Source organism: Nocardiopsis sp. RV163, assembly GCF_001029525.1.
Taxonomy (GTDB): Bacteria; Actinomycetota; Actinomycetes; order Streptosporangiales; family Streptosporangiaceae; genus Nocardiopsis; species Nocardiopsis dassonvillei.
In genome coordinates this window covers 1-24,628 of the sequence record NZ_LEKI01000077.1, presented here as the reverse complement: position 1 = coordinate 24,628, position 24,628 = coordinate 1, and the positions used below count along the sequence as shown (strand labels likewise).

25 protein-coding genes and 1 pseudogene are annotated in these 24,628 nt (G+C 73.2%); 10 read left to right on the top strand and 16 right to left on the bottom strand.

The genetic code is table 11. From position 1 onward, the window contains the following. Nucleotides 1-58: 58 nt before the first annotated feature. Nucleotides 59-547, bottom strand: coding sequence for a GreA/GreB family elongation factor (locus ABD54_RS15045; RefSeq protein WP_047870110.1), 489 nt, complete (start codon nucleotides 545-547; stop codon nucleotides 59-61). A gap of 198 nt (nucleotides 548-745) precedes the next feature. On the opposite strand from ABD54_RS15045, the gene ABD54_RS15040 reads away from it, so the two are divergent. The 5 genes and pseudogenes from ABD54_RS15040 to ABD54_RS15020 all read left to right on the top strand — a co-directional run bounded on the left by ABD54_RS15040 (nucleotide 746) and on the right by ABD54_RS15020 (nucleotide 6,365). Then, complete coding sequence (locus ABD54_RS15040) at nucleotides 746-2,314, top strand: CdaR family transcriptional regulator (protein ID WP_047870109.1); 1,569 nt, start codon at nucleotides 746-748, stop codon at nucleotides 2,312-2,314. Between the two features lie 193 nt (nucleotides 2,315-2,507). Further along, nucleotides 2,508-2,837 (top strand): hypothetical protein, encoded by a 330-nt coding sequence (locus ABD54_RS15035; RefSeq protein ID WP_047870108.1) that lies wholly within the window; start codon nucleotides 2,508-2,510, stop codon nucleotides 2,835-2,837. A gap of 167 nt (nucleotides 2,838-3,004) precedes the next feature. Then, the gene (locus ABD54_RS15030; RefSeq protein WP_047870107.1) at nucleotides 3,005-4,342 is read left to right on the top strand and encodes a GAF domain-containing protein; all 1,338 of its coding nucleotides are present in this window, start codon (nucleotides 3,005-3,007) and stop codon (nucleotides 4,340-4,342) included. Between the two features lie 110 nt (nucleotides 4,343-4,452). Continuing rightward, nucleotides 4,453-5,976: pseudogene (locus ABD54_RS15025) on the top strand (aldehyde dehydrogenase family protein). After that, the gene (locus ABD54_RS15020) at nucleotides 5,976-6,365 is read left to right on the top strand and encodes a DUF779 domain-containing protein (RefSeq protein WP_047870106.1); all 390 of its coding nucleotides are present in this window, start codon (nucleotides 5,976-5,978) and stop codon (nucleotides 6,363-6,365) included. The pseudogene ABD54_RS15025 and the gene ABD54_RS15020 overlap by 1 nt, the downstream one beginning before the upstream one ends. A gap of 121 nt (nucleotides 6,366-6,486) precedes the next feature. On the opposite strand, the gene ABD54_RS15015 is transcribed toward ABD54_RS15020, so the two are convergent. The 3 genes from ABD54_RS15015 to ABD54_RS15005 all read right to left on the bottom strand — a co-directional run bounded on the left by ABD54_RS15015 (nucleotide 6,487) and on the right by ABD54_RS15005 (nucleotide 8,387). Next, entirely contained in the window at nucleotides 6,487-6,840 is a 354-nt protein-coding gene (locus tag ABD54_RS15015; protein WP_047870105.1) for a MerR family transcriptional regulator, read from the bottom strand. 714 nt (nucleotides 6,841-7,554) lie between these two features. Next, a complete protein-coding gene (locus tag ABD54_RS15010) occupies nucleotides 7,555-7,878 on the bottom strand; it encodes a hypothetical protein (protein ID WP_047870104.1) in 324 nt (107 codons plus the stop codon). 80 nt (nucleotides 7,879-7,958) lie between these two features. Continuing rightward, nucleotides 7,959-8,387: an Hsp20 family protein gene (locus ABD54_RS15005; RefSeq protein WP_047870103.1), complete on the bottom strand. Its 429-nt coding sequence runs from the start codon at nucleotides 8,385-8,387 to the stop codon at nucleotides 7,959-7,961. Nucleotides 8,388-8,532: 145 nt separating this feature from the next. Between ABD54_RS15005 and ABD54_RS15000 the strand changes: the two genes are divergently transcribed. Next, complete coding sequence (locus ABD54_RS15000) at nucleotides 8,533-8,817, top strand: MerR family transcriptional regulator (RefSeq protein ID WP_047870102.1); 285 nt, start codon at nucleotides 8,533-8,535, stop codon at nucleotides 8,815-8,817. Nucleotides 8,818-8,921: 104 nt separating this feature from the next. Here the strand turns inward: ABD54_RS15000 and mnhG are convergent, their stop codons facing one another. Genes mnhG through ABD54_RS14970 form a run of 6 tightly spaced genes read right to left on the bottom strand, consistent with a single transcriptional unit; the run spans nucleotide 8,922 to nucleotide 15,738 of the window. Further along, nucleotides 8,922-9,326, bottom strand: a complete 405-nt coding sequence (gene mnhG / locus ABD54_RS14995; protein WP_047870101.1) for a monovalent cation/H(+) antiporter subunit G — start codon at nucleotides 9,324-9,326, stop codon at nucleotides 8,922-8,924. Next, on the bottom strand, nucleotides 9,323-9,688 hold the full coding sequence (locus ABD54_RS14990; RefSeq protein ID WP_047870100.1) for a monovalent cation/H+ antiporter complex subunit F: 366 nt from the start codon (nucleotides 9,686-9,688) through the stop codon (nucleotides 9,323-9,325). Before ABD54_RS14990 ends, mnhG begins: the two co-directional genes overlap by 4 nt. Further along, nucleotides 9,685-10,302: a Na+/H+ antiporter subunit E gene (locus ABD54_RS14985; protein WP_047870099.1), complete on the bottom strand. Its 618-nt coding sequence runs from the start codon at nucleotides 10,300-10,302 to the stop codon at nucleotides 9,685-9,687. The genes ABD54_RS14990 and ABD54_RS14985 overlap by 4 nt, the downstream gene beginning before the upstream one ends. Further along, on the bottom strand, nucleotides 10,299-11,957 hold the full coding sequence (locus ABD54_RS14980; protein ID WP_200904114.1) for a Na+/H+ antiporter subunit D: 1,659 nt from the start codon (nucleotides 11,955-11,957) through the stop codon (nucleotides 10,299-10,301). The genes ABD54_RS14985 and ABD54_RS14980 overlap by 4 nt, the downstream gene beginning before the upstream one ends. A 2-nt stretch (nucleotides 11,958-11,959) precedes the next feature. Next, the gene (locus ABD54_RS14975; RefSeq protein WP_013155883.1) at nucleotides 11,960-12,790 is read right to left on the bottom strand and encodes a Na(+)/H(+) antiporter subunit C; all 831 of its coding nucleotides are present in this window, start codon (nucleotides 12,788-12,790) and stop codon (nucleotides 11,960-11,962) included. Beyond that, nucleotides 12,787-15,738, bottom strand: a complete 2,952-nt coding sequence (locus ABD54_RS14970) for a Na+/H+ antiporter subunit A (protein ID WP_047870097.1) — start codon at nucleotides 15,736-15,738, stop codon at nucleotides 12,787-12,789. Before ABD54_RS14970 ends, ABD54_RS14975 begins: the two co-directional genes overlap by 4 nt. A 239-nt stretch (nucleotides 15,739-15,977) precedes the next feature. Here ABD54_RS14970 and ABD54_RS14965 point away from each other — a divergent pair, with 239 nt between their 5' ends. From ABD54_RS14965 to ABD54_RS14955, 3 genes are all read left to right on the top strand, one after another. Next, nucleotides 15,978-16,454, top strand: coding sequence for a MarR family winged helix-turn-helix transcriptional regulator (locus ABD54_RS14965; RefSeq protein WP_047870096.1), 477 nt, complete (start codon nucleotides 15,978-15,980; stop codon nucleotides 16,452-16,454). A gap of 162 nt (nucleotides 16,455-16,616) precedes the next feature. Continuing rightward, nucleotides 16,617-17,276 (top strand): ClpP family protease, encoded by a 660-nt coding sequence (locus ABD54_RS14960; protein WP_047870095.1) that lies wholly within the window; start codon nucleotides 16,617-16,619, stop codon nucleotides 17,274-17,276. Then, the gene (locus ABD54_RS14955) at nucleotides 17,273-17,896 is read left to right on the top strand and encodes an ATP-dependent Clp protease proteolytic subunit (RefSeq protein WP_047870094.1); all 624 of its coding nucleotides are present in this window, start codon (nucleotides 17,273-17,275) and stop codon (nucleotides 17,894-17,896) included. The genes ABD54_RS14960 and ABD54_RS14955 overlap by 4 nt, the downstream gene beginning before the upstream one ends. 189 nt (nucleotides 17,897-18,085) lie before the next feature. Here ABD54_RS14955 and ABD54_RS14950 read toward each other — a convergent pair whose 3' ends face one another. Then, a complete protein-coding gene (locus ABD54_RS14950; protein WP_047870093.1) occupies nucleotides 18,086-18,469 on the bottom strand; it encodes a helix-turn-helix domain-containing protein in 384 nt (127 codons plus the stop codon). Between the two features lie 359 nt (nucleotides 18,470-18,828). Between ABD54_RS14950 and ABD54_RS14945 the strand changes: the two genes are divergently transcribed. Continuing rightward, the gene (locus tag ABD54_RS14945) at nucleotides 18,829-19,098 is read left to right on the top strand and encodes a GlsB/YeaQ/YmgE family stress response membrane protein (RefSeq protein WP_047870092.1); all 270 of its coding nucleotides are present in this window, start codon (nucleotides 18,829-18,831) and stop codon (nucleotides 19,096-19,098) included. Nucleotides 19,099-19,311: 213 nt separating this feature from the next. On the opposite strand, the gene ABD54_RS14940 is transcribed toward ABD54_RS14945, so the two are convergent. The 5 genes from ABD54_RS14940 to ABD54_RS14920 form a co-directional block, all read right to left on the bottom strand. After that, nucleotides 19,312-20,226, bottom strand: coding sequence for a Gfo/Idh/MocA family protein (locus tag ABD54_RS14940; RefSeq protein WP_047870091.1), 915 nt, complete (start codon nucleotides 20,224-20,226; stop codon nucleotides 19,312-19,314). 89 nt (nucleotides 20,227-20,315) lie between these two features. After that, nucleotides 20,316-21,455, bottom strand: coding sequence for a galactokinase (galK, locus tag ABD54_RS14935; RefSeq protein WP_047870090.1), 1,140 nt, complete (start codon nucleotides 21,453-21,455; stop codon nucleotides 20,316-20,318). A gap of 31 nt (nucleotides 21,456-21,486) precedes the next feature. After that, a complete protein-coding gene (galE, locus tag ABD54_RS14930; RefSeq protein ID WP_047870089.1) occupies nucleotides 21,487-22,449 on the bottom strand; it encodes a UDP-glucose 4-epimerase GalE in 963 nt (320 codons plus the stop codon). Next, nucleotides 22,446-23,528: a galactose-1-phosphate uridylyltransferase gene (gene galT, locus ABD54_RS14925; protein ID WP_047870088.1), complete on the bottom strand. Its 1,083-nt coding sequence runs from the start codon at nucleotides 23,526-23,528 to the stop codon at nucleotides 22,446-22,448. Before galT ends, galE begins: the two co-directional genes overlap by 4 nt. After that, nucleotides 23,525-24,322, bottom strand: a complete 798-nt coding sequence (locus tag ABD54_RS14920) for a DeoR/GlpR family DNA-binding transcription regulator (protein WP_047870087.1) — start codon at nucleotides 24,320-24,322, stop codon at nucleotides 23,525-23,527. The genes galT and ABD54_RS14920 overlap by 4 nt, the downstream gene beginning before the upstream one ends. Between the last annotated feature and the right edge of the window lie 306 nt (nucleotides 24,323-24,628).

Here is a 24,628-nt window from a genome sequence, read left to right as displayed (position 1 = left end):
GCCGTGCACTGACCCCGGTCACGGGGCCCGCCCCCCACCGCGGGCCCCGTGACCGGGGTCAGTGCACGGCGGCGGCCCGGTACGGTTCGGCCCTGAGCAGGGTCACCCCGATGACCGCGCCCCGGGGCGCGGTGAACGTTCGCCGCTCGCCCTGGCGGGCGCCCACCAGCGCCGCGCCCAGCGGGGACTCCGGGGAGTACACCGTCATCCGGTCCGCCACGGACGCGTCCCGGACGCCGAGCAGGAACACCTCGTCCTCCTCCTCGCCGTCGTAGCGGATGGTGAGCACCTTGCCGGGCGCGGCGATCCCGTCGTCGGGCGCGGCCTCATCCACGACGGCCTCGCTGAGCAGCCGCTCGATGGTGTGCACGCGCGCCTGCCGCACGGCGGGGTCGTGAATGTAGCGGGGCGCGGGGAGTACGTCCCCCGCGCCCCGGTCCGCCCCGGTGCCGGGGTCGTCGTCGGGGAGCGCGCGCAGCGTCCGGAGCTCCTCCCGGAGCCGCTCGTAGGCCTCCCGGGTCATCCATCGGTCGGTGGTCCTGGCCATGAACGTTCCTTGTCTTCAGGGCCCGCGCCGCGGAAGCGGGTCCGCGGACGGGGCGAGCACAGCGGTGGCCGACGCGGGGGCCGTCGCCTACCACGAGTGTGTCCACGGGGACGGGACCGGGCGTTATCCTCGGGCGACAATCAGGTGAGGCCCCTTTGTGGTCGCGGAACAACTCCGCCGCCTGGGAAAGGAGCGGGCGTGATCCACCTCGACCGTCTCGTCAACGTCCTGGGCGGCTACGGCGCCCGGCTCGTCGGCCCCGAGCCGCTGCGCCGCAGGGAGCTGCGCAGCGTCGCCATGCACGACCCCACCGACGACGTGCCGCAGCTCGGCGACGCCTTCCTCGCCGTCGGCGTGGACTCGGCCGCCGAGGCGGTGCGCCTGGCGGAGCGGGCCCGCGCGACCGTCGTCATCATCCGGTCCGCGACCGAACCCGGCGACGACGTGCGCGCGCGCCTGGGCGAGGGCGGCCCCGCCCTCCTGGTCGTGGAGCCCGCCGTGTCGTGGAGCCAGGTCTCCGGGGTCGTCTACGGGCTGGTCCTCGAGGGGCGCGAGACCGAGGCCGGGCGCGGCCCCAGCGACCTGTTCACCTTGGCCGACACCGTCGCCGCCGAGGTCGGCGGACCCGTCACCATCGAGGACCGCGCCTCGCGCGTGGCGGCCTACTCGGCCTCCCAGGGCGGTACCGACCGGGTGCGGCGCGACACCCTCGTCGACCGGCGGGTCCCCGAGCGGGTCCGCGAACGCCTCGACGCCGACGGTGTCCTCACCCGGCTGGCAGCCGCGACCGGACCCCGGTTCGTGCCGGGGATACCCGAACTCGGCATGGGCGGGCGCACCGCCGCGCCGATCCGGGTGGGCCGCGAACTCCTGGGCACGCTGTGGGTGGCGTGCGACGCCCCGCTGGACGCGGACCGCTCCCGGGCGCTGAGCGAGGGGGCGCACACGGTCGGGCTGCACATGCTGCGCGCCAGAGTCAGCAGCGACCTGGAGCGGCAGGTGGAGTCGGAGTCGGTGATCGACCTGCTGGAGGGCTCCGCCGATCCGGCGCAGACGGCAGGGCGGATCGGCCTGCTCGGGGCGGGGCTGCGTGTGATCGCCTTCCAGGCGCGCGCCCGCACCGAGCCCGAGGCCGCGATCCTGCACCTGTTCGAGCAGGTCACCACCGGTTTCGGCTGGTCGCGTCCGGGGCGCAGCACCCTGCTCGGAACCACCGTGTACACCGTGCTGCCGTGCGGGGACGACCCCGCACCGGCGGTGGAGTGGGTCCGCTCCACGCTGCGCGGCCTGCCCGACCGGCTGGGCGTGGTGGCCGGGGTGGGCGGCACCGCCGACGCCGCGGGCCTGCCCGCCAGCAGGCAGGAGGCGGACGAGTGCCTGACGCTGCACGGGCAGGCGCCCGAGGGCGCCGACGCGGTCGTCTACGACGACGCCTGGGACTCCGTGCTGCTGCGCCGCCTGCGCCTGGTCGCCGAGGCCGGGCGCATGCCCGTCCGCAACCCCGTGGCGGACCTGGTCCGGTACGACGCCGAGCACGGCACCGACCACGCGCGTACCCTCCGCGCCTGGCTGTACGTGCACGGGGACCTGGGGCGGGCGGCGGAGCTGCTGGGCCTGCACCCCAACACGGTGCGGTACCGGCTGCGCCGGATGGGCCGGGTCGCGGACCTGCCGCTGCACGACCCGCGTGCCCGGGTGGCGATGACGGTCGCGCTCGCCGCGCTCGTGGCTGACCCGCCCGGCGGGGAGGGGCCGCGGCCGGTCTGAGCCGACCCCCGGGCCCGCCCGCGTCCGAGCGCCGCGCGGGCCCGGGGCGCGGCTGGTCGGGATCCCCGGCCGCGCGTGCCGCGCGGACCCACCGCGCTCCCCCTCCGGACCGGCGCTCGTGTGTGTTCCGGCGCACTCTCCCGAGTTCGGCAATGACCGGGTGCGCGGGGCCGCGGATCGCTACCGTTTGCGCATGAGCACACTGATCAAGGACCTGACAGCGTTGTTGGGGACCGCGGCGACGACCACCCGGTGGGACGGGCGGGTGGAGGAGGAGCTGGCCCAGCCCCTGGTGGAGGCGGGCCTGGCCCGCAGGACCCCGGCCGGGACCTACCTGACCCCCGCCGGGCGCGACGCCCTCCCCGACGGAGCCACCGCGCGCGAGCTGCGCCCGCGCTTCGACTGGGGCAGCGACCCCTACCCGGCCGCGCCCCCGGCCGCGCCGACCGTGGAGGACGTGCGGGCCTACCCCGCCTACTGGCTCTGCGGCCCCGGCAGGGAGCGCGTCCGCGAGGAGCGCTGAGGCGGGCGCCCGGAGGACCCGTCCGTCCGGGGCGGGTCCGCGCGCAAGGGGCGGGGCGCGTCCGGTCCGCCCCGGCCCCTTGTCAGAAGGGGCGGACGCGGCTTCAATCGGGGTGTCGGGCGGTCCGTCGGCACGGCCCGCCGTCGCCTCGGCGGAGGGAAGCTCGCATGCCGGGACCGTGGAACGCGTGGCCGTGGGAGGCCGACCCCGAGGCCGTGCGCCGGGACGTGGCGGTCGCGCACACGCGCTTCACCGACTCCGGCCGGGTCAGCGGCCCGGTCCGCCCCGTCGTCGGCGCCTCCTGGCGGCGCAGCGCCCAGCACGGCGTGGACCCCGACACCGCCCTGCCCCGGGTCGAGATCACCGGCCCCGACCTGCGCGACCACCGCGACGCGCACCCGTTGGCCGCCGTCATGCCGCTGCTGCGGCACCTGCTCGTCGACACCGCGCCCGGCCCCCAGATCCTCGCGGTGGGCGACGCCTCGGGCCGCCTGCTATGGGTGGAGGGCGACCACCGGCTCCGCCGCCGCGCGGAGGACATGTACTTCGTCGAGGGCGCCAACTGGCAAGAGCACGCGGTCGGCACCAACGCGCCCGGCGTCGCCCTCGCCCTCGACCACGAGGTCCAGGTCTTCGCCAGCGAGCACTTCGCCCGGGGCGTGCAGCACTGGAGCTGTTCCGCCGCGCCCCTGCACGACCCCGGCACCGGCGCGCTCCTGGGCGTCCTCGACCTCACCGGGGACAACCACCTCGCCTCGCCGCAGGCCCTGGCCCTGGTCCGGGCCGCCGCCACCGCGGCGGAGGCGGAGCTGCGCGCCCTGCGCGCCGGGGCCCGGGGGCCCGCGCCGGGACGGCGGCGGGCGGTCCGTACGGGCCCCGCACCCACCGGCCCGCGCGCGGGCGCCGCCACCGACGGGGGCCGCGGACCCGACGGGGGCGACCGGCTCCGGGTCCTGGGGCGGGACGGCGCCCGGCTCACCCTGGAGGGCCGCGACCTGGCCCTGAGCGCCCGCCACTCCGAGATCCTGCTCCTGCTCGCCCGCAGCCCGCGCGGGCTGACCGGCGACGAGCTCGGCGCCCGGCTGCACGAGCGGGACGCCTCCCCGGTCACCGTCCGCGCCGAGGTGTCGCGCCTGCGCCGCCTCCTCGGTCCCGGCCTGCTCGCCTCCCGCCCCTACCGGTTGTGCCGTCCGCTGGCCACCGACGTGGACGAGGTGCGCCGCCACCTGGCCGGGGGCGCCTACCGGCGGGCCCTGAACGCCTACGCCGGGCCGGTCCTGCCCCGCTCCGAGGCGCCCGGCGTGGCCGAGGTACGCGACGGCCTCCAGGCCGAGGTGTGCGAGGCCCTGGGCGTCAACGCCGCACCGGACGTGCTCCTGGACTGGGCCGAGCACCCCGAGTGGCGCGACGACCCCCGGGTCCTGACCGCCGTGCTGCGCGCCCTCGACCCCGCCTCCCCGCGCCACGCCGCCCTGCGCGGCAGGCTGCGCTGGCTCGGCGGCTGACCCGAGCGCAACGTGGTCGCAACGTGGCGGTGACTAGCGTCACCCTCCCGACCTCCCCGGAAGCGGCTGCCGGTCCCACGGCCGGAGCCCGGCGAAGCAAGGAGACCTCCATGGCGATCTACACACCCCCGGGCCAGCACGGAAGCGTCGTCGAGTACGCCGCCCGCTACGACAACTGGATCGGAGGCGAGTGGATCCGGCCGGTCCGGGGCCGCTACTTCGAGAATCCGAGCCCCGTCAACGGCCGCGTCTTCACCGAGGTCGCCCGCAGCGGCGCGGAGGACGTCGAACTGGCCCTGGACGCGGCCCACGGCGCCGCCCCCGCCTGGGGCCGCACCTCCGCCGCCGAGCGGGCCCTGGTCCTCAACCGGATCGCCGACCGCGTCGAGGAGAACCTGGAGCGGCTCGCCGTCGCCGAGTCCTAGGAGAACGGCAAGCCCGTCCGCGAGTGCCTGGCCGCCGACCTGCCGCTGGCCGTCGACCACTTCCGCTACTTCGCCGGGGCGATCCGCGCGCAGGAGGGGCACACCTCCCAGATCGACGGCGACACCGTCGCCTACCACTTCCAGGAGCCCCTGGGCGTGGTCGGCCAGATCATCCCGTGGAACTTCCCGCTGCTCATGGCCACCTGGAAGCTCGCGCCCGCGCTGGCCGCCGGGAACGCGGTGGTGCTCAAGCCCGCCGAACAGACCCCCGCCTCGATCCTGCTGCTCATGGAGCTCGTCGCCGACCTGCTGCCGCCCGGCGTGGTCAACGTCGTCAACGGCTTCGGCGCGGAGGCGGGCAAGCCGCTGGCCAGCAGCCCCCGCGTCGGCAAGGTCGCCTTCACCGGCGAGACCACCACCGGACGCCTCATCATGCAGTACGCGTCTGAGAACCTCATCCCGGTCACCCTGGAACTGGGAGGCAAGAGCCCCAACATCTTCTTCGCCGACGTGGCCGCGGCCGACGACGCCTTCTACGACAAGGCCCTGGAGGGTTTCGCCCTCTTCGCCCTCAACCAGGGCGAGGTGTGCACCTGCCCCTCGCGGGCCCTGGTGCAGGACGCCGTCTACGACCGCTTCATGGGCGACGCCCTGGCCCGCGTCGGCCGGATTCGCCAGGGGAACCCGCTGGACACCGAGACCATGGTCGGAGCGCAGGCCAGCAACGACCAGTTGGAGAAGATCCTGTCCTACATCGACATCGGCCGCCGGGAGGGGGCCGAGGTGCTCACCGGAGGGGAGCGGGTGGACCCCGGCGGCGACCTGTCCGGCGGCTACTACGTCGCGCCGACCGTCTTCGAGGGCCGCAACGACATGCGGATCTTCCAGGAGGAGATCTTCGGCCCGGTGGTGTCGGTGGCCCGCTTCGACGACTACGACGACGCCCTCGAGACCGCCAACGACACCCTCTACGGGCTGGGGGCGGGGGTGTGGTCGCGCGACGGCAACACCGCCTACCGTGCGGGCCGCGACATCCAGGCGGGCCGCGTGTGGGTGAACAACTACCACGCCTACCCGGCGCACGCGGCCTTCGGCGGGTACAAGCGGTCCGGCATCGGCCGCGAGAACCACAAGATGATGCTCGACCACTACCAGCAGACCAAGAACCTGCTGGTCAGCTACTCCGACAAGGCGATGGGGCTGTTCTGATGGGCTCTCGCGCAGACGGCGCGGCCGTGGAGAGGGTGGCCGTCACCGACGCGGCGGCCGCCCTGCTCCGCGAGCTGCGCGACGAACACGGGCCGCTCATGTTCCACCAGTCCGGCGGGTGCTGCGACGGAAGCTCCCCGATGTGCTACCCGGCGGGGGAGTTCCGCACCGGGGCCTCCGACGTGCGGCTGGGCGACCTCGACGTGGGCGCGCCCGAGCCGGTGCCGGTGTGGATGTCGCGGGCGCAGTTCGAGCTGTGGAGCCACACCCACCTGACCATCGACGTCGTCCCGGGCAGGGGAGCGGGCTTCTCCCTGGAGGCGCCGACGGGCAACCGGTTCCTCATCCGCTCCCGGCTGATGGCCGACGACGAGGCCGACCGCCTCTGAGCCCGCGCGGACGCGGCGGGGCGGAGCACGCGGCGGGGCCGCCCTGACGGCGTCGGACGGGGCGGCCTCCTGGGAGGGAGCGGGGGGAGCGGCCCTCCGGTCCGCACCGCCCCGTCCTCCGTCAGGCGTTCCCGGGGGCCGGGCGCTCGTCGGTCCGGGCGTCGGCTTCGGAGACGCGGAGTTGCTCGTTGATCCGCTGCGCCTCCTCCAGTTGGTCCTCCAGGATGATGATCCTGCACGCGGCCTCGACCGGAGTGCCCTCGTCCACGAGTTCGCGGGCGCGGGAGGCGATCTTGAGCTGGTAACGGGAGTAGCGGCGGTGCCCGCCCGCCGAGCGCAGGGGCTCGATCAGCCGGGCGTCGCCCAGTGCGCGCAGGAAGGCCGGCGTGGCGCCGATCATCTCCGCCGCGCGGCCCATGGTGTAGGCGGGGTAGTCGTCATCGTCGAACCGGTCTTCGGTTTCTGGACGGGACAAGCGTTTCTCTTTCTCTCCTCATCGCACGCCGAGGGCCCCAGCGCCGAACAGCGCTGGGGCCCGAGAGTTCAACACCATCTACCGGCTGCTGCCGGTCTTCCGCTTCCCGAGGTCAGACTGGGACGGGATCGCGGGGATCGCGGTTGTGTGACCGTGGACCACCTTCTTCCGAACCGGGGCCTGCGGTACCCGAGTGGGACCTCCCCACACCCGGGCGATCCTCGATGGCATCTACTCCTCTCGATCTCACTGCGTACACTTCACACCTGCCGCGGCGTCCCCCATGCGGGCGGGACTCCGGTCCTGCGGTACTGCCTTACCTCTGTACTGCGGTCCTACCGGCTCCCGGCGTCTTGAAGCACGTGCACACCGGTCGAGCCGACCTGCTCTGTCACTGCGCGGTCCCTCCCGTGCGGGCGAAGAACCGGTCCTGCGGCACTGCCTTACCTCTGTACTGCGGTACTGCGGTCCTACCGGCTCCCGACGCCGTACGCGAAGCTCCGTGTCGGTCGAGCCCTACCGCTTTCTCCCTGTTGCCGCGGCGCCCCCCGTGCGGGCGGGACGCCGGTCCTGCTCCCACCGGCGTATCCGGTGGTCCAACTGGTGGATCTCTTTGGCTACGACAGGAAATGTATCAGCGCCTCCGGTGAATGTCTACTCTGGCCGATGAAGATTTTGATGAGTCCCGCGAGCAGGTTCTCCGGAAGCCCCACCTCAGCCCGTCTCGGCGTACACCGGGGCCTCCAGGGACGCCCGCAACTGCTCGGCCAGCGGTTCGTCGAGGCTGTGCGGCAGGCCCCCGTGTCGGGGGTCCCGGCACGCCCGACGGAAGGCGTCGGGGTCGCCGGTCAGATCGGCGGTGGCGATCCTGAGGTCCTCCAGCGCCCGGCGGAGGCGGTCGGGGGTGCTGCCCCACGCGGTCTCGTAGGCCCGCAGGGCGCGGAAGAAGCGGACGCACGCGAAATGGGTCGTCTCCCGGTGGTCGTGGCGCTGGATGTGCTCGGCCACCGCGCGGGTCCTGCGAAGTGTGGAAGGCATCGGATCACTGCTTCCTGAGGGGAGGGGTGCGGACACTGCTCGGGGGGCGGGCGGCCCGGCCGGAGCCGGGCCACCGGGGCTCAGGCGCGAATGCTGCGGGGCTGGCCCTCGCCTGTGCCGACGCTGATCTTGCGCGGCTTGGCCTGCTCCGCGACCGGGATCCGCAGGGTCAGGACGCCGTCGGCGTAGTCGGCCCGGATGGCGTCGGTCTCCAGCGTCTCGCCGAGGAACAGTTGCCGCGAGAAGGTGCCGGTGGGCCGCTCGGCGACCACCACCGACTCGCGGTCGCGGGCGGTGTCGGGGCGCTCCGCGGTCACCGTGAGCACGTTGCGCTCCACCTCCAGGTCGATGGAGTCGGCGCGCACGCCCGGCAGGTCGAAGCAGACGACGAAGACATCGCCGTCGCGGTAGGCGTCGATCGGCATCGCGGCCGGTCGGGACGCCTCGCCCAGGATCCGCTGTGTCAGGCGGTCGATGTCCCGGAAGGGGTCGGTACGCATCAGCATCATGGAAACCTCCCCTGGTTCTAATAGAAAACCTGATGCGAGGTGACGCAAGTTTTATACCCCAGGATGGAGAGGTAAACAACTATGTCCGACAAAGATTTTCTCAACCCGCGGGTAAGCCGACGGTCCCGGCGGGAAGGACGTGCTGATGAGGGAACCGCAGCCGGATCCTGTCCGGGGCCTGTACACGATCTCCGTGGCCGCGGAGCTGTCCGGCGTCGCGCCCCGGAGCCTGCGCGCCTACGAGGAGCGGGGCCTGGTCGCCCCGGCGCGCACCGAGGGCGGCATGCGGCTGTACAGCGACGACGACATCACCCGTTTGCGGCGGGTGGCCGAACTGGCCGCCCAGGGGGTGAACCCCGCGGGGATCGGCCGGATCCTGGAACTGGAGGAGGAGAACACCCGGCTGCGCGGCGGCCCCGGGAGCGGGTGAGGCGGGCGGGGGCCGGCTCCGACCGGACCCGGCCCGGACGCGGCGGGGCCCCGGGAGCAGTTCACTTCAGCCCCCGGGGCCCCGCACGGACTCCCGCCCGCCGTCTACCGGGAAGCGCCGTCCGGGCCGCCGTCGCCGTTTCCGCGCCTGCCCTCCAAGCGCTCGGCCAGCTCGTCACGGGTGATGAGCTCCTCGTCGATGCGCCCGGTCCGGTAGCCCACGCGGGCGGCGATGTGGCCCGCCACGGGGACGGTCACGATCTGGAACAGCGCCACCAGCAGCAGCGTTCCGACGCTGAAGACGTTGGTCTCCACGGGGATCAGCCGGATGCCGATCCCCACCAGCACCAGCAGCAGCCCCAGGATCTGCGGCTTGGCGGCGGTGTGCATGCGCGAGAGCAGGTCGGGGAAGCGCAGCAGGCCCACGGCCGCCACGAGCGAGAGCGCGGCCCCGGCCAGGATGCACAGGATCGCCACCCAGTCCAGGACGGTGATGAGCTGGTCGCTCACGAGGTCTCCCCCTTCTCCGGCGGCTCCGAGCCGGGGACGGCGTCGGTGGGCGTCGCGGAGGTCGGGTGGGCCCCGGTCGGCGTGGCGATGTGCTCCTGGTCCTCGTGCGCCCGCCGCGCGACGAACTTGGCGATGCTGACCGAGCCGACGAAGCCCAGCAGGGACAGGACCAGCAGCGTCGGCAGCACCGTGGGGTCGCGGGTGAAGGCCGCGTAGGCGCCCACGCCGACCAGCGCCGAGGCGAGCAGCACGTCCACTGAGATGGCCCGGTCCAGGATGCCCGGGCCGATGAGCATCCGGGTCACGCTCAGCAGCGCGGCCAGGCCGAGCAGGACGCCGATGACGATCCACAGGACGTTCACGGTCTCCCCCTCTCCCCGCCGCGCGAGGACTCCCCGGTCCGCAGCGCGGCGACGTCCTCACGGGTGCCCAGTGCCATCACGATCCGCTCCTCCAGGTGCAGGACGTCCTCGCGTCCCCGCTCGATCGAGCTGTCGTCGTCCGCGCCCAGCACGTGCACGTACAGGGTCCGGTCGGGCTGGCCCACCTCCACGATCACCGACCCCGGGATGATCGAGCTGGCGATCGACACGCACACCTGCATCAGGTCGGAGTCGGTGCGCAGCCGCACCTCCACCACCGAGCTGTGCACGTGTCCGGGCGTGAAGGTCTGCACGGTCACCCGGAAGCTGGCCCAGGCCATCCGGGCGAGCATGTACACCAGCAGTCGGAGCAGGTGCAGCGGCCGGAACCGGAACCCCGGGGAGATCGGCGGCAGCGGGAACACCAGCATGATCACCACAGACACCAGGAAGCCCAGGACCAGCAGGCCCAGCGACTCCGGGCGCAGCCGGAAGGCGTTGAAGAGCAGCATCCACACCAGCGTCATACCGAGCGCCACCGGGATCTGCACCTTGCCCAGGCGCCTGCGCAGCGCGGTCAGGCCGATCCGCTTCTTCTCCTGCAGGCCGTTCACCGGTCGCCTCCCAGAACCGCCTCGATGTAGGGGCCGCGCGCCTGGAGCTCGACCGCCGCGTCCGAGGAGTACTCGATCAGAGGCCCGGCAAGCACCGTCAGGGCGATGCTGAACACCACCAGCGCGACCGTGGCGCCGACCATGCTCCTGGGCAGGACGACGGACGTGACCACCGGCGTGGCCGCGGTCGAGGTGTCGCCCAGGCGGGAGGACGGGCCGACCGCCTCGCCGGGGCCCAGCGCCGCGGTGGAGGGGTCGTCGGTCTCGGTGTCCTCCAGCACGGTGCCGGGCTCGGCCACCATGCCCTCGGAGGGCGTGCGCCAGAACGCGTAGTTCCACACCCGGGCGATGACGTACAGGGTCAGCAGGCTGGTCAGCACCGACGCGCCCACCAGGGTGTAGGACAGCGGCGTGCCGGCCTCCACCCCCGCCTGGAGCAGGCCGAGCTTGCCGAGGAAGCCCGACAGCGGCGGGATGCCGCCCAGGTTCATCGCCGGGATGAAGAACAGGACCGCGAGTATCGGCGCGATCCGCACCAGCCCGCCCAAGTGGTCCAGTGAGGTGGAGCCGCCCCGGCGCTCGATCAGACCGGTGATCAGGAACAGCGTGGTCTGCACCGTGATGTGGTGCGCGACGTAGAACACCGCGCCCGCCATGCCCTGCTCGCTGCCCAGGGCCACTCCGAACACCATGTACCCGATGTGGCTGATCAGCGTGAACGACAGCAGACGCTTGATGTCGGTCTGCGCGACCGCGCCCAGGATGCCCATGATCATCGTCGCCATGGCCACGACCATCAGCAGGTCGTTGAGCTGCTCGCCCGGGAACAGCAGGGTCTGGGTGCGGATGATCGCGTACACGCCCACCTTGGTGAGCAGGCCCGCGAACACCGCCGTGACCGGCGCGGGCGCGGTCGGATAGGAGTCGGGCAGCCACGCGGCCAGCGGGAAGACCGCCGCCTTGATGCCGAAGGCGAACAGCAGCACGACCTGGAGGACCGCCCGCAGGTCCGAGGACAGCTCGGGCAGCCGCTCGCCGAGCTGGGCCATGTTCACCGTGCCGGTCGCGCCGAAGACCAGCGCGATGGCGATGAGGAACAGCACCGACGACACCAGGGACACCACGACGTAGATGGCGCCAGCCCGCATCCGGGACTGCGTGCCGCCCAGGGTCAGCAGCACGTAGCTGGCGGTCAGCAGGATCTCGAACCCGACGTACAGGTTGAACAGGTCACCGGCCAGGAAGGCGTTGGAGACGCCCGCCACCAGGATCAGGTAGGTCGGCTGGTACACCGACAGCGGCGCCACCTCGGCCTTGCCCGCCATGCCCTGGCCGATGGAGTACACCAGCACGGCCAGCGTGATCGCCGCCGACACCGTGACCATCAGCGCGGAGAGCCGGTCGGCGACCAGGGTGATGCCGATCGGCGCCTCCCAGCCGCCCACCTGCACGACCTGCGGACCGTAGGCGTGGGAGCCGAGCATCAGCACGAGGCCGATGACCAGCACCAGTGCCAGCGAGATGACGCTGAGCGCCTGCTGGAGCCGGGGCCAGCGGATGCCGAGCGCCAGCTTCACCCCGGCCGCGAACAGCGGGAGCACCACCGGCAGCGGGATGAAGTAGTGCAGCAGACCGACGAAGTAGTCCGTCCCCATGGTCACTCGCTCCCTTGCAGGTCGCTGTCCTCGGCGCGGGCCAGGCGCTCGCGTTCGGCCCGCATGGTCTGGCGCGCCTGCCTGCGCTGCGAACGGATGCGGCGGCGCAGCTCGCGCCACAGCTCGCGCTCGGCGGCGCGGTCGGCCCGCCTGTGCTCGCGCAGGCGCCTGCGCCCCTGGCGGATGCGCCCGCGCAGCTCCTGGACCTGGGCGGTCATCGACTCCGCGCGGTCGCTCAGGCGGCGCATGGTCTCGCGGGACTGCTCGTCCGGATCGTTCTCCTCCGCCTCCAGCTCGTAGCGGGCCAGTTCGGCCTGCGCCCGCGCGATCTCGGCCTTGATGCGGGCCTGCTCGGCCAGCTCCCGGGCGTCGGCGGTGGCGATGGTGGCCTGGAGTTCCGCCCGCTGGCGGCGGATGTCGGCCTGGAGCCTGCGGCGCTCCTTGAGGAAGCGCTGGCGCACCGCCCTGCGGCCCTCGCCCTGGACGATGCGCAGGTCCTCCGCGTCGTCCTGGACCTCGTCGTTGCCCTCCAACTGCCAGTTCCGGTAGGCCATGGCCAGCAGGAACGCGGTGATGCCGAGGGTGATGACGATCGCCGTCAGGATCATCGCCTGCGGCAGCGGGTCGGTCATCTCCTCCGGTTCGGTGAACCACAGGACCGGCGGCCCGCCGGGCTCGCCCGCCATGGACAGGATCATCAGGTTGACCCCGTTGCTCATGACGATGAAGCCGAGCAGCACCCGGGTGAGGCTGCGCTCCAGCAGGAGCACGACGCCCACGGCGACGAGGACGCCGACGATGACGACCAGGAGCAGGCTGGGGGACTCGTTCACGAGATGACCTCCTCGGGGCGTTCGGAGCCCCCGGTCCCGGCCTCGGCCTCCGAGTGCGCGGCGTCCCGCTCGATCTGCTCGTCGATGCGGGCGCCGAGGCTGCGCAGGATGTCCAGGATGAGCCCGATCACCAGCAGGTACACGCCGATGTCGAAGAGCAGCGACACCGTGACGTGGGCCTCGCCCAGTATCCAGAAGTCGATGTAGGCGTCGCCTCCCGCCAGGACGTCGGTGCCGAAGATCGCCCCGCCCAGCGCGGTGCCGGTGGCCACGGCCAGGCCCGCGCCGATCAGCGCGCCCGGCTGCACCCACGCGGTGGCGTACAGCTCGAAGCGGCCTCCGGCCAGGTAGCGGACGATGAACGCCAGGCCCGCGACGATGCCGCCCGCGAAGCCGCCGCCGATGGCGGTGTGGCCGGTGAGCAGCAGGTACACCGAGATCACCATGATCACGGGGAACAGGAACCGCGAGACGACCTCGAAGATGACCGACCGGCGCTCGGTGGGCAGGGCGTCGGCGCCCGGCAGCCAGGTGCGCGCCCACCGGGGCTCGATGTGCATCCCGCGGGGGGCGAACCGCAGGCCGCCGAGGTCGGGGCCGCGCTGGCCGTCCGCGGGCGGCGGGGGTTCGGTGACCGACAGGGCCATCACCCCGCCCGGCGTCTTGCGCGGCTGGGCGCGGCGGCGCACGAACATCAGGCTGGCCACGCCGGCGGCCGCGGCGGCGAGCACCGAGATCTCGCCCATGGTGTCCCAGGCGCGGACGTCGACCAGCAGGACCGAGATGATGTTGTAGCCGCCCGCCTCCTCGGCCGCGGCCGGGTAGCCCGCAGCGACCGAGGGCTCCTGGCGGCCCGCGAGGGCGAACCAGGTCATCGCGGCCACCAGGACTCCGGTGGCCGCCCCCAGGGCCAGGTTCCACACCCTGCGCCCGCGCAGCGCGGGCGCCGAGAAGCGGGCCGGGAAGCGGCGCAGCACCAGCACGAAGACCACCAGGCTGACGGTCTCCACGAGGAACTGTGTGAGCGCGATGTCGGGAGCGCCCATCAGGTAGAACAGGGCGGCGACGCCGTAGCCGCCGGTGCCCACGAGGATCACCGCGAACAGACGGCGGCGCACGAACAGCGTCAGCAGGGCGGTCGCGCCGATGATCACGACCGGGATGATCTGGACGGGGCTGTCCCACAGCCGCACCGCGGGGTAGTCCCCCTCCCAGATCCGGCCGCTGACCACCCACCACCCGGCGGCGGCGACCAGGGCGACCAGGATGGTGCCGAGGTAGACCGGCAGCGAACCGCGCTGGGTGCCTCCGGTGACCTGGAGGGCCAGGTTCTCCAGCGCGGCCAGCATCCGGCGGTAGACCCGGTCGGCGTCGGGCAGCGCGGTCCGCGTTCCCGCCCACACGATCTCGTGCCGGAACCGGAACAGCGCCAGGCCGCCCGCGACGCACACCGCCGACAGCAGCAGGGGCAGTCCCAGGCCGTGCCACAGGGCCAGGTGCTTGACGTAGTCGCCCTCGGCGACGGGGACGGTGTCGGCGTACACGGCCAGGAAGGGGTCCACGAGGCTGGAGAGCAGGCCGCCGAGCAGGCCGAGCCCGGCCAGGACCGCGGCGGGCGCCTGGAGGAGCGGGCCGGGGGCGTGGAGCGGGGTGGGCGGGACGTTCTCCTTGCCCCAGAAGGCGCCCCACAGGAAGCGCAGGCTGTAGGCGACGGTGAAGGTGGAGCCGATCACGATGCCCGCCAGGACGGCGATGTCGGTGCCGCCGCCGTGCTCGAAGGCACCGAAGGCCAGTTCCTTGGCGGCGAACCCGAGGGTGGGCGGCAGACCCGCCATGGAGGCCAGCGCCACGACCGAGGTCCAGAAGGTCACGGGCATGGAGGAGCGCAGGCCGGACAGCTCGCGCAGGTCGCGGGTGCCGGTGCTGTGGTCGATGACGCCGACCACCAGGAAGAGCGGCGCCTTGAACAGCGAGTGCGCGATGAGCATCGAGATCCCGGCCAGGGCGCCGGCCTGCGTTCCGGCGCCCAGCAGGGTGATGAGGAAGCCCAGTTGACTGATGGTGCCGTAGGCCAGGACCAGCTTGAGGTCGTACTGGCGCAGCGCCTTCCAGCCCGCGAGGACCATGGTGAGCGTGCCGAAGAACAGGGCCGAGTACTTCCACACGGCGACGTCGTGGAAGGCGGGGGTGAGCCTGGCCACCAGGTAGACGCCTGCCTTGACCATCGCCGCGGCGTGCAGGTAACCGGAGACCGGCGTGGGGGCGCGCATGGCGGCGGGGAGCCACAGGCTGAACGGCAGCAGGGCCGACTTGGACATCGCGCCGACCATGATGAGCACGAGCGCGACGTTGACCGGGGCGCCGCTCGGCGGCGAGGCGACGATCTCGGAGATCACGTAGGTCCCGGCGATCTCGCCGAGCATGATCATGCCCACGAGCATCGCCAGTCCGCCGAAGGTGGTGACCGTCAGGGCCGTCATCGCCGCCCGGCGGCTCTCCTTCAGCTCCGTGCTGTGCCCGATGAGCAGGTAGGAGAAGACCGTGGTCAGCTCCCAGTAGATGAAGAGCTGGATGAGGTCGTCGGCCAGCACCAGGCCCAGCATGGCCCCCGCGAAGGCGACGAACACCCCGGCGAAGCGCGCCAGACCGGGCTCGGAGTCGTCGAAGTAGCGGGCGCAGTAGACCAGGATCAGCGCGCCCACGCCCGCGGCGATGAGCGTCATGACCAGGCCCAGGGAGTCCATGTACAGGCCGAGCCGCAGGGAGAACTGCGGTGCCCAGGGGACGGATACGGCGAGGGTCTCGCCGCGCATGATCGCGGGGATCTGGAAGAGGGCCCAGAGGGTGGACGCACCCGGGACGACGGCGAGCGCGAGGAAGGCGTTGCGGCCCCACTGGCGCACCAGTAACGGCGCGATCGCAGCTGCGATGAAATGCGCGATCAGCACTGTTGTCAATGCGCCCCTCCCGGACCCGTCCGGGCCCGCCCTGGTGTCGGGCGGACGTCCACTGCCCCGCATCGTGTCCACAACCGGTCAGTGGACGAGAGGTGTCGCTACGGTTTGTGGGGGCATGGATGTGTGTGAACTTGCGTGCTTTAGCTATTTAATAGCTAGACTACACAAACGTCAAACCACCGCGCGGATTGTGGACCCGCGGTGCCCGCCCAGCATGCGAGGACCGTTTCGTGCCCGACGAGATCCACGAACCCCGTGCCGAGCAGCACGGTTCCGAGCTCGAGGAGTTCCAGCGCGCCTGGACCGAACTCATCAACGCGGCGCTCCACGCCCGCTCGCGCAGCGGCCACGGCCACCGGGGTGCCGAAGATCTCACCCTGACGCAGGCGCTCCTGATGGAGGCGGTGCGCGGCATGGACACCCCCAGCGTCGGCGCCGTCGCGCACATCGTCGGTGTCTCGTCCCCCTCCGCAACCCGCATGATCCAACAGCTGGAGCGCAAGGGCATGATGGCGCGCCGCCGCTCCGAGCGCGACGAGCGCAGCACCGTGGTGACCCTCACCGAGGAGGGCGAGCGGGCGCTCGCGATCCGCCGCAGGGACATGGAGCGCAAGCAGCGCCAGGTGTTCGACGCCATAAGGCCGTCGCTTCGCCCGATGGTGCTCACCCTGCTGCGCGACCTGCGCGAGGCCCTGGACGAGACCTGAGGACCCCGGGGCCCGCGGGGGCCCCGGTACGGGCCCGCGGCCCCGGTCCGCTGGGCCTCTGCCGTCGGCAGATCTGCCCCGGGCCGAAACGGTGGAAGTCTCCCTCCCCGCCGCCGCAGGCTGGGACCACCGGCCCACGGGGGCCGGGGAAGGGAGAATGCCATGCCGACCCATGTCGCCGTCTCGGACGAGACCTCCGGCGGTGCCTTCGACGACCAGTTGGCCGCGCGCCTGCTGCGCAGCCGCGTCGTGCTGCTGGGCACGCAGGTGGACGAGGCCAGCGCCAACCGCGTGTGCGCGCAGATCCTGCTGCTCGCCGACGAGGACCCCCGCAAGGACATCACGCTGGCTGTCAACAGCCCCGGGGGCTCGGTGTCCGCCGGGCTGGCCATCTACGACGTGATGAACTTCGTGCCCAACGACGTGTCCACCCTGGTCATGGGGTTCGCGGCCAGCATGGGCCAGTTCCTGGCCTGCGTCGGCACGCCGGGCAAGCGCTACAGCCTGCCGCACGCGCGGATCATGATGCACCAGCCCTCCGGGGGCCTGGGCGGGACCGCCGCCGACATCGCCATCCAGGCCGAGAACCTCGCGCACACCAAGCAGACCATGGTGCGGCTCATCGCCGAGCACACCGGCCAGACCGAGGAGACCATCTCCCGGGACCAGCACCGCGACGCCTGGTTCACCGCCCAGGAGGCCAGGGAGTACGGGTTCGTCGACCACGTGGTCGCATCGGTCGCGGAGATGGACGGCGGCGGTATCCGGCTGGGCGCCGGAGCGCCCGGGTTCGCCACGTACGTGAAGGGGGAGGACCGGTGAGCGGTCGTTACACGGTGCCGATGGTGGTGGAGCGCACGCCCCACGGCGAGAGGTCCTTCGACGTTTTCAGCCGACTGCTGTCGGAGCGGATCATCTTCCTGGGCACGCCGATCGACGACGACGTCGCCAACGTGGTGATGGCGCAGATGCTCCACCTCGACTACGAGTCGAGCGAGACCGACATCCAGCTCTACATCAACTCGCCGGGCGGCTCGAACACCGCGCTGACCGCCATCTACGACACCATGCGGTTCGTGCGCGCGGACGTGGCCACGGTGTGCATGGGCCAGGCGGCCTCCGCCGCGGCGGTGCTGCTGGCGGCGGGCACGGCGGGCAAGCGCACGGCCTTGGAGCACGCGCGGGTGCTGCTGCACCAGCCCTCCGGCGAGGGGCAGGGTGTGGCCGCCGACCTGGAGATCCAGGCCGAGGAGATCCTGCGGGTCCGCTCGCAGGTGGAGGAGATCCTGGCCCGTCACACCGGGCAGACGCAGGAGCGGCTGCGCGCCGACACCGACCGGGACAAGATCTTCACCGCGCGGCAGGCGAAGGAGTACGGCCTGGTGGACGGGATCATCACCACCCGCCAGGCGCACCCGGCGGCGGGGAGGACCGCCGCCTAGGGGGCCGCCCGGAGCCGGGGGCGGTACCTCCTCGGGCGCCCGAGGAGCGGGAATCGGGTCGAAGCGGGCACAGCGGTACCGGACGTGCGATGGCTTGTTCCCCGCGATCGCACGTCCGGTGCCTCCAGAGCCCCGCGGGCGCCCGAACGGTATCTCCTCGGGCCTCCGCTCGGCTTCGGCCCGCCGCCCTCAGGCGGCCAGCGACAGGACCCGGGCCCGGTGTGCGGGCGCGGCTGCGGGCCGGTAGTCGCCCAGGCCGGTTCCAGTCCGGGTCAGCCGGGCCGGCACGGTGCGCTCGTACAGCTCGCCCAGCACGTCGGACAGGCTCAGCCCCAGGGAGCGGTAGACGGCGGCGAGCAGCTCGGAGGAGGCCTCCTTGCGCCCGCGTTCGATCTCGGACAGGTAGGGCAGCGAGACCTGGGCGTCCTCGGCCACATCGCGCAGCGTGCGTCCCTGTTCGGTCCGGACGCGCCGCAGCAGGTCGCCGATGAGGTCGCGCATGAGGGGTTCCGGCGGCTCCTCGGCGCGCCTGCCCGCACGGGCCTCGTCCAGGGAACTCAGGACGTCGGTCATCGGGCCTCCACTGTTGTCGTGCGCGACGGTCTCACCCGACGAGCCTACGCCGCGGCGGACCCGCGGGGGAGTGCGTCCTCGGGCGTTCTGCGAAGGGCAGAACCGCCCTGGCCGTCGCCGCCCCGGCGGCGCTGCCGACGGCCGTCCCCTACGCCGCCCTGCGCGTGGACCCGCCGATGCCCGGGTCCACCACGCGCGGCCTCCTCGCCCCGGCGCTCCGGGCGGTCACGAGCGGGTAGCCGACCAGCCCATGACCGGGCACGGAACGCGCAAAGCCTTGGTTTCGGGTGCGTGTCCCGCGTTTTTTCGCCGTCACCGAGCGGGCAGGGGATGAGGGCGTCAACATCCGGGAGGAACAGATGGAGATCACCGGAATCATCAGTGCGATCATCGTCGGCCTGATCGTCGGCGCACTGGGACGCTTCATCGTCCCCGGCAAACAGCACCTGCCGATCTGGCTCACCCTGGTCCTGGGCATCGTGGCCGCCTTCATCGGCGGTTGGATCGCCGCGGGGCTCTTCGGCGCCGGATGGATCATCACGCTGATCATCCAGGTGCTGGTGGCCGCGGCGATCGTCTACCTCGCCGACGGCTTCTACTCCAGGGGAGCCAGGGGCCGCACCGTATGACCCCGCGCTGACGGGGTGTGATCCGGGGGCCCGCGGGGTTTCGGAGGTGACGGAGGCGGGTCGGCGGGAAACGAGCCGGCCCGACGAGGACACCGGAGTTCCCCGCGCTCCGGGCGCTCGAACACGGACGCGAGGGGAGGCCCGCGGAGGCGCCGACGCCGTACCGGGGGCCGACCCGCGGTGCTCGGCTCCGGGCGGCGCCGTCCCGTGCCGCTAGCCGAGGCCCTCGTCCACGCCCACGGCCCGGCCCAGGCGCACGGAGGCCTCGGCGGCCTCCAGCACGGCCACCACCTCCCGGCCGAAGCGCACGTCGCAGGGGTCGCCGACCCTCCCCTCCACCTGCGCCAGCAGCCGGTCGACCGCCGTGCCGAGAGCCTGCACCGGGCTCCGGTCGCCGCCGGGCACCGGCACCCAGCCCCGCTCGCCGTGCAGCACGACCTCGAAGGCCTTGGCCTCGGGCGCGGCGTCCACGGTCACCGCGAACGAGCCGACCGCGCCGTTCTCGTGCCGCGTGAGCATGTGCACGGTATCGCGCGGCCCGGCCATCGCCATCACCTGCGTGACCCGGCCGAGCACGGGCAGCACCAGCGACAGCACGTGCGGGCCCACGTCCCACAGCCCGCCCTTCTGGCGACGCCAGCGCGAGCCGCCGTAGGGGTTGCCGGGTTCGAAGATCGAGGCGAACAGCGTCGCCCGCACGCCGTGCCAGCCGCCCTCCGCCGCGGCCGACTCCACGAACTCCACCACGTTGTCCGAGAAGCGGCTGGTGAAGAAGACCACGGACGCCAGCCCGCGCGCCTCGGTCTCGGCGACCACCGCGTCCGCCGCCGGGGTCGACAGCGCCAACGGCTTGTCCAGCAGCAGGTGCTTGCCCGCCCGGGCGGCGCGCAGGGCCAGGTCGCCCTGGATGTGGGGCGGCAGCGCGACAGCCACGGCGTCCACGTCGTCCAGCAGCGCCTCGAAGTCCTCGTACGCCCGGGTCCGGTAGCGCTCGGCGAGGGCCGCCGCCTTGGCCGCGTCGCGCCCCCACACCCCCGCCAGGGTGGCGCCGGGGTGGGTGTCCAGCGCCGCGGCGTGCGTCTCCGCGGCCCAGTAGCCGGTGCCCAGCAGGCCGAACCTGAGTCCCATGCGTGCTCCCTCGTCCCTTGTGTCCACCGTCTCGCCATTGTCCATGGAAGCGCTCCCACCACCCCGGGCGGGGTCGGCCGCCCTCCGTCTCAGGGGTGCAGGCGGCGCGCCCCCGCGGACGGCAGGGCACCGAACGCGGTCGGCGCCTCGAAGCCCCGTTCCCGGTAGGCCTCCAGCACCGCCTTCCCGCAGGCCTCCGCGCGCTCGGTCTCCACCAGGGCGACCACGCACCCGCCGAAACCGCCGCCGGTGATCCTGGCACCCAGCGCGCCCGCGGCCAGCAGCGCGTCCACCGCCGTGTCCACCTCGGGCACGCTCACCTCGTAGTCGTCGCGCAGCGAGGCGTGGGAGGCTGTGAGCAGCGGCCCCACCTCCCGGACCCGACCGGACCGGAGCAGGTCAACGGCCCGCAGCACCCGCTCGTTCTCGGTCACCACGTGGCGCACCCGGCGGCGGGACACGTCGTCGGGCAGCGCGGCCAGGGCGCCCGCCGGGTCGGTGACGTCGCGCAGGGCCGCCACCCCCAGGACGCGCGCGGCCTCCTCGCACGAGCGGCGGCGCTCGGCGTAGGCGCCGTCCACGTGCCGGTGCGGGGCGCGGGTGTCCACCACCAGCACGGTCAGCCCGTCCGCGGAGGGGTCGAAGGGCACCTGCTCGGTCTCCAGGGTGCGAGTGTCCATGAACAGGGCGTGCCCCTCGGTGGAGAGCATGGACGCGGACTGGTCCAGGATCCCGCAGGGCATCCCCACGAAGTCGTTCTCGACCCGCTGGGCCAGCCGGGCCACCTCGCCCGGTGCGAGGTCGGCCCCGTACAGGGAGGCCGCGGCCATGACGGCCGCGCACGACAGCGCGGCCGACGAGGACAGGCCCGCCCCGCTCGGGACCGTGCTGTCCACCAGCAGGTCCAGCCCGTCCACCGCGCGGCCCTCGTCCCGCAGGACCCACAGCGCCCCGGCGGGGTAGGCGGCCCACCCCTCCACCGCGCCGGGGACCATCTCGTCCACCGGGGCCGCGTACTCCTGCGGCGACTGCCGGGAGACCAGCCGCACCCGCCCGTCCGTCCGCGGCGCGGCCGAGGCCGTCAGCGCGTGGGGCAGGGCGAAGGGCAGCACGAACCCGTCGTTGTAGTCGGTGTGCTCGCCGATGAGGTTGATCCTCCCCGGAGCGGTCCACACGCCCTCGGGCCCGTACCCGAACGCCGAGTGGAACGCGGTGGTCACGTCGTCCACGAGGTCCTGCCTTCCTGCTGTGCGATGGGGGTCAGGCCGTGCCGTGCCGTGCCAGGACGAAATCCCAGGCGTCGGCGACGGTCTCGTCCAGCGTGCGCCCCGGCGTCCAGCCCAGCTCCCGGCGGGCCCGGTCGTTGGCCGCGACCAGGACGGCCGGGTCGCCCGCCCGGCGCGGGCCGTCCACCACGGGCACCGGGCGGCCGGTCACCCGCCGGACCGCCTCGATCACCTCGCGCACGCTGTGCCCGCCGCCGGTGCCCAGGTTGTGGACGCGGAAGACGCCCGGGCGCACGCTCTCCAGGGCGCGCAGGTGCGCGTCGGCCAGGTCGGCGACGTGCAGGTAGTCGCGCACCGCCGTCCCGTCCCGGGTCGGGTAGTCGGCGCCGAACACGCTGGCGTGCCCGTCCCCGTCGGCGGCCACCCGCAGCAGGTTCGGCACCAGGTGCGTCTCGGTCTCGTGCCGCTCCCCGAAGCCCAGGTGCGCCCCGGCCACGTTGAAGTAGCGCAGGCTCACCGCGCCGACACCGTGCGCCGCTGCCCACGACTCCAGCATGTGGTCGACGGCGAGCTTGCTCGCGCCGTAGGGGCTGGTGGGCGCCGCCGGGTCGGTCTCGCGGATCGGCGCGCCGCCCGCGGGGTCGCCGTAGACGGCGGCGCTGGAGGAGAACACCACGCGCGCCACGCCGTGGCGCCGCACGGCCTCCAGCAGTGCCAGCGTCCCCGACACGTTGGTGTGCCAGTACTCGCCCGGGTCCGCCACCGACTCGCCCACCAGGGACTTGGCGGCGAAGTGCAGCACGGCGTCCACGGACGGGTCCAGCACGTCGGCGGCCCCGCGCACGTCGGCCACCACCAGACGGGCCCCATCGGGGACGGCGTCCGCGTGCCCGGTGGACAGGTCGTCCAGGACGGTCACCGCGTGGCCCGCCCGCAGCAGCAGGGCGGTCACCACGCTTCCGACGTATCCGGCGCCCCCGGTGACGAGCAGTTTCACGGCGCGACCTCCCGCAGCCGCTCGGCGACGGTCTCGGGCGCGACGTCGCTGATGAAGGCGCCCATACCGGACTCGGTTCCGGCCAGGTACTTGAGCTTGCCCGGCGCGCGTCGCACGGAAAACAGCTCCAGGTGCAGGTGGGCCAGGTCGCGCCGGTCGCGCACGGGCGCCTGGTGCCAGGCGGAGATGTAGGGCAGGGGCGCGTCGTAGAGCGCGTCGAAGCGGCGCAGTACTTCCAGGTAGAGGCGGCCGAAGTCCTCGCGCTCCTCCTCCGACAGCGCGGGCAGGTCGGGCACCCGCCGGTGCGGGTACAGGTGCACCTCCACGGGCCAGCGGGCCGCGGCCGGGACGAAGGCCGTCCAGTGCTCGGTCCCGGCCACCACCCGGATTCCGGCCTCCTGCTCGGCGCGCAGCACGTCGGCGAACAGCGAGCCGCCGGTGCGCTCGCGGTACTCCTCCGCGGAGTCGAGCATCCGCCGGGTGCGCGGGGTGACGAAGGGCAACGCGTAGATCTGCCCGTGGGGGTGGTGCAGGGTCACCCCGATCTCGGGTCCCCGGTTCTCGAAGCAGTACACCTGCTCCACGCCCGGCAGCGCCGACAGCGCCTCGGTCCTGTCGATCCAGGCTGCCATGACCGTGCGGGCCCGCTCGGGGCCCAGGTCGGCGAAGGACGCGTCGTGGTCGGAGCCGAAGACGAGGACCTCGCAGCGGCCCGCGGCCACGCGCCGGGACGGCTCCAGTTCCCCGACCCCCTCCAGGACGCGGCCGTCGTCGCGCACCAGTGAGGGGAAGCGGTTCTCGAAGGCGACCACGTCGTAGGAGGCGGCCGGGACCTCGGTCAGGCGCCCCTCCGCCGAGGGGCACAGCGGGCAGTCGTGGCTGGACGGCAGGTGTGTGCGGCCCTGCCGGTGGGAGGCCACCACCACCCACTCGCGCAGCAGCGGGTCGAAGCGCATCTCCGCGCCGGTCGCCGACGGGGGCAGCTCGCGCAGGTCGGGCGCGGGTTCGCGGGCGGTGCCGCCCTCGTCGAAGTAGACGATCTCGCGGCCGTCGGCCAGCCGGGCCGAGGTCCTCCTCATCCGTCCTCCCCCTTCATCGGTCGCACGTCGGCGACCACCAGGCGGCCCACGTGCTCGGTCAGCGCGGCCCGGACGGCCGGGTCGGTTCCGGAGTCGGTGACCAGCACGTCGCAGCGGTCCAGCGGAGCGATGGTGCTGATCCCGACCGTGCCCCACTTGCTGTGGTCGGCGGCGACCACGAGGGAGGCGGCGGCCTCCACCAGGGCCCGGTTGGTCTCGGACTCCATGAGGTTGGGCGTGGTGAACCCGGCGCGCTCATGCATGCCGTGTACGCCCAGGACGAGGACGTCCAGGTTGAGGCCGCGCACGGAGGCGAGCGCGAGCGGGCCCACGAGCGCGTCGGAGGGCGTGCGGAAGCCGCCGGTGAGCGCCACGGTCTGGTCGGGCCGCGCGGCCCGGTGGAACACCTCGGCCACGCGCAGCGAGTTGGTGACGACCGTCAGCCCCGGTGTGTCGGCGAGGTACTCGGCGACGGTGGCGGTCGTGGTGCCCGCGGACAGGCCCACGGCGCTGTGCGGCTCGACCAACTCGGCCACGGCACGCGCGATGGCGTGCTTCTCGCCCTCCTGCCGGGTGGACTTGGCCTCGAAGCCGGGCTCCTCGGTGCGCGCGCCCGCCGGTGCGACGGCCCCGCCGTGCACCTTGCGCACCTCGCCCCGGCTCTCCAGGGCGTCGAGGTCGCGGCGCACGGTCATGTCCGACACGGAGAGGCTCTCGACCAGGTCGGCCACCCGCACGGCCCCGCTGCGCCGAACCTGTTCGAGGATCAGCTCCTGCCGTTGCGCAGCCAGCATCCGCCCCCCAGGCATGATTGAAAATGTGGGAATCTGTTGAATCAAGTGTTTCAGGTTCCCCGCAGGTGTCAATGCCACCCGCCCTTGCGTCGGAAAATTGTTGGAAAACGTTGGTACCTGTTGGCAGGGCAGGGGTGCGTGTCGAACGTATTAAAACGTTCGCGTGACCGCCTCCACATCAGTCCGCCCCGGCGGGCCGCGGCGCGGGCCGACGCGGTGACCCCGACCCGGTCACCCCCGCCTCCAACCCCGCCCAGCGCCAGGCCGTCCCGGAGAGCGTCGGGCGCCGCGAGGCGGACTCCGGGC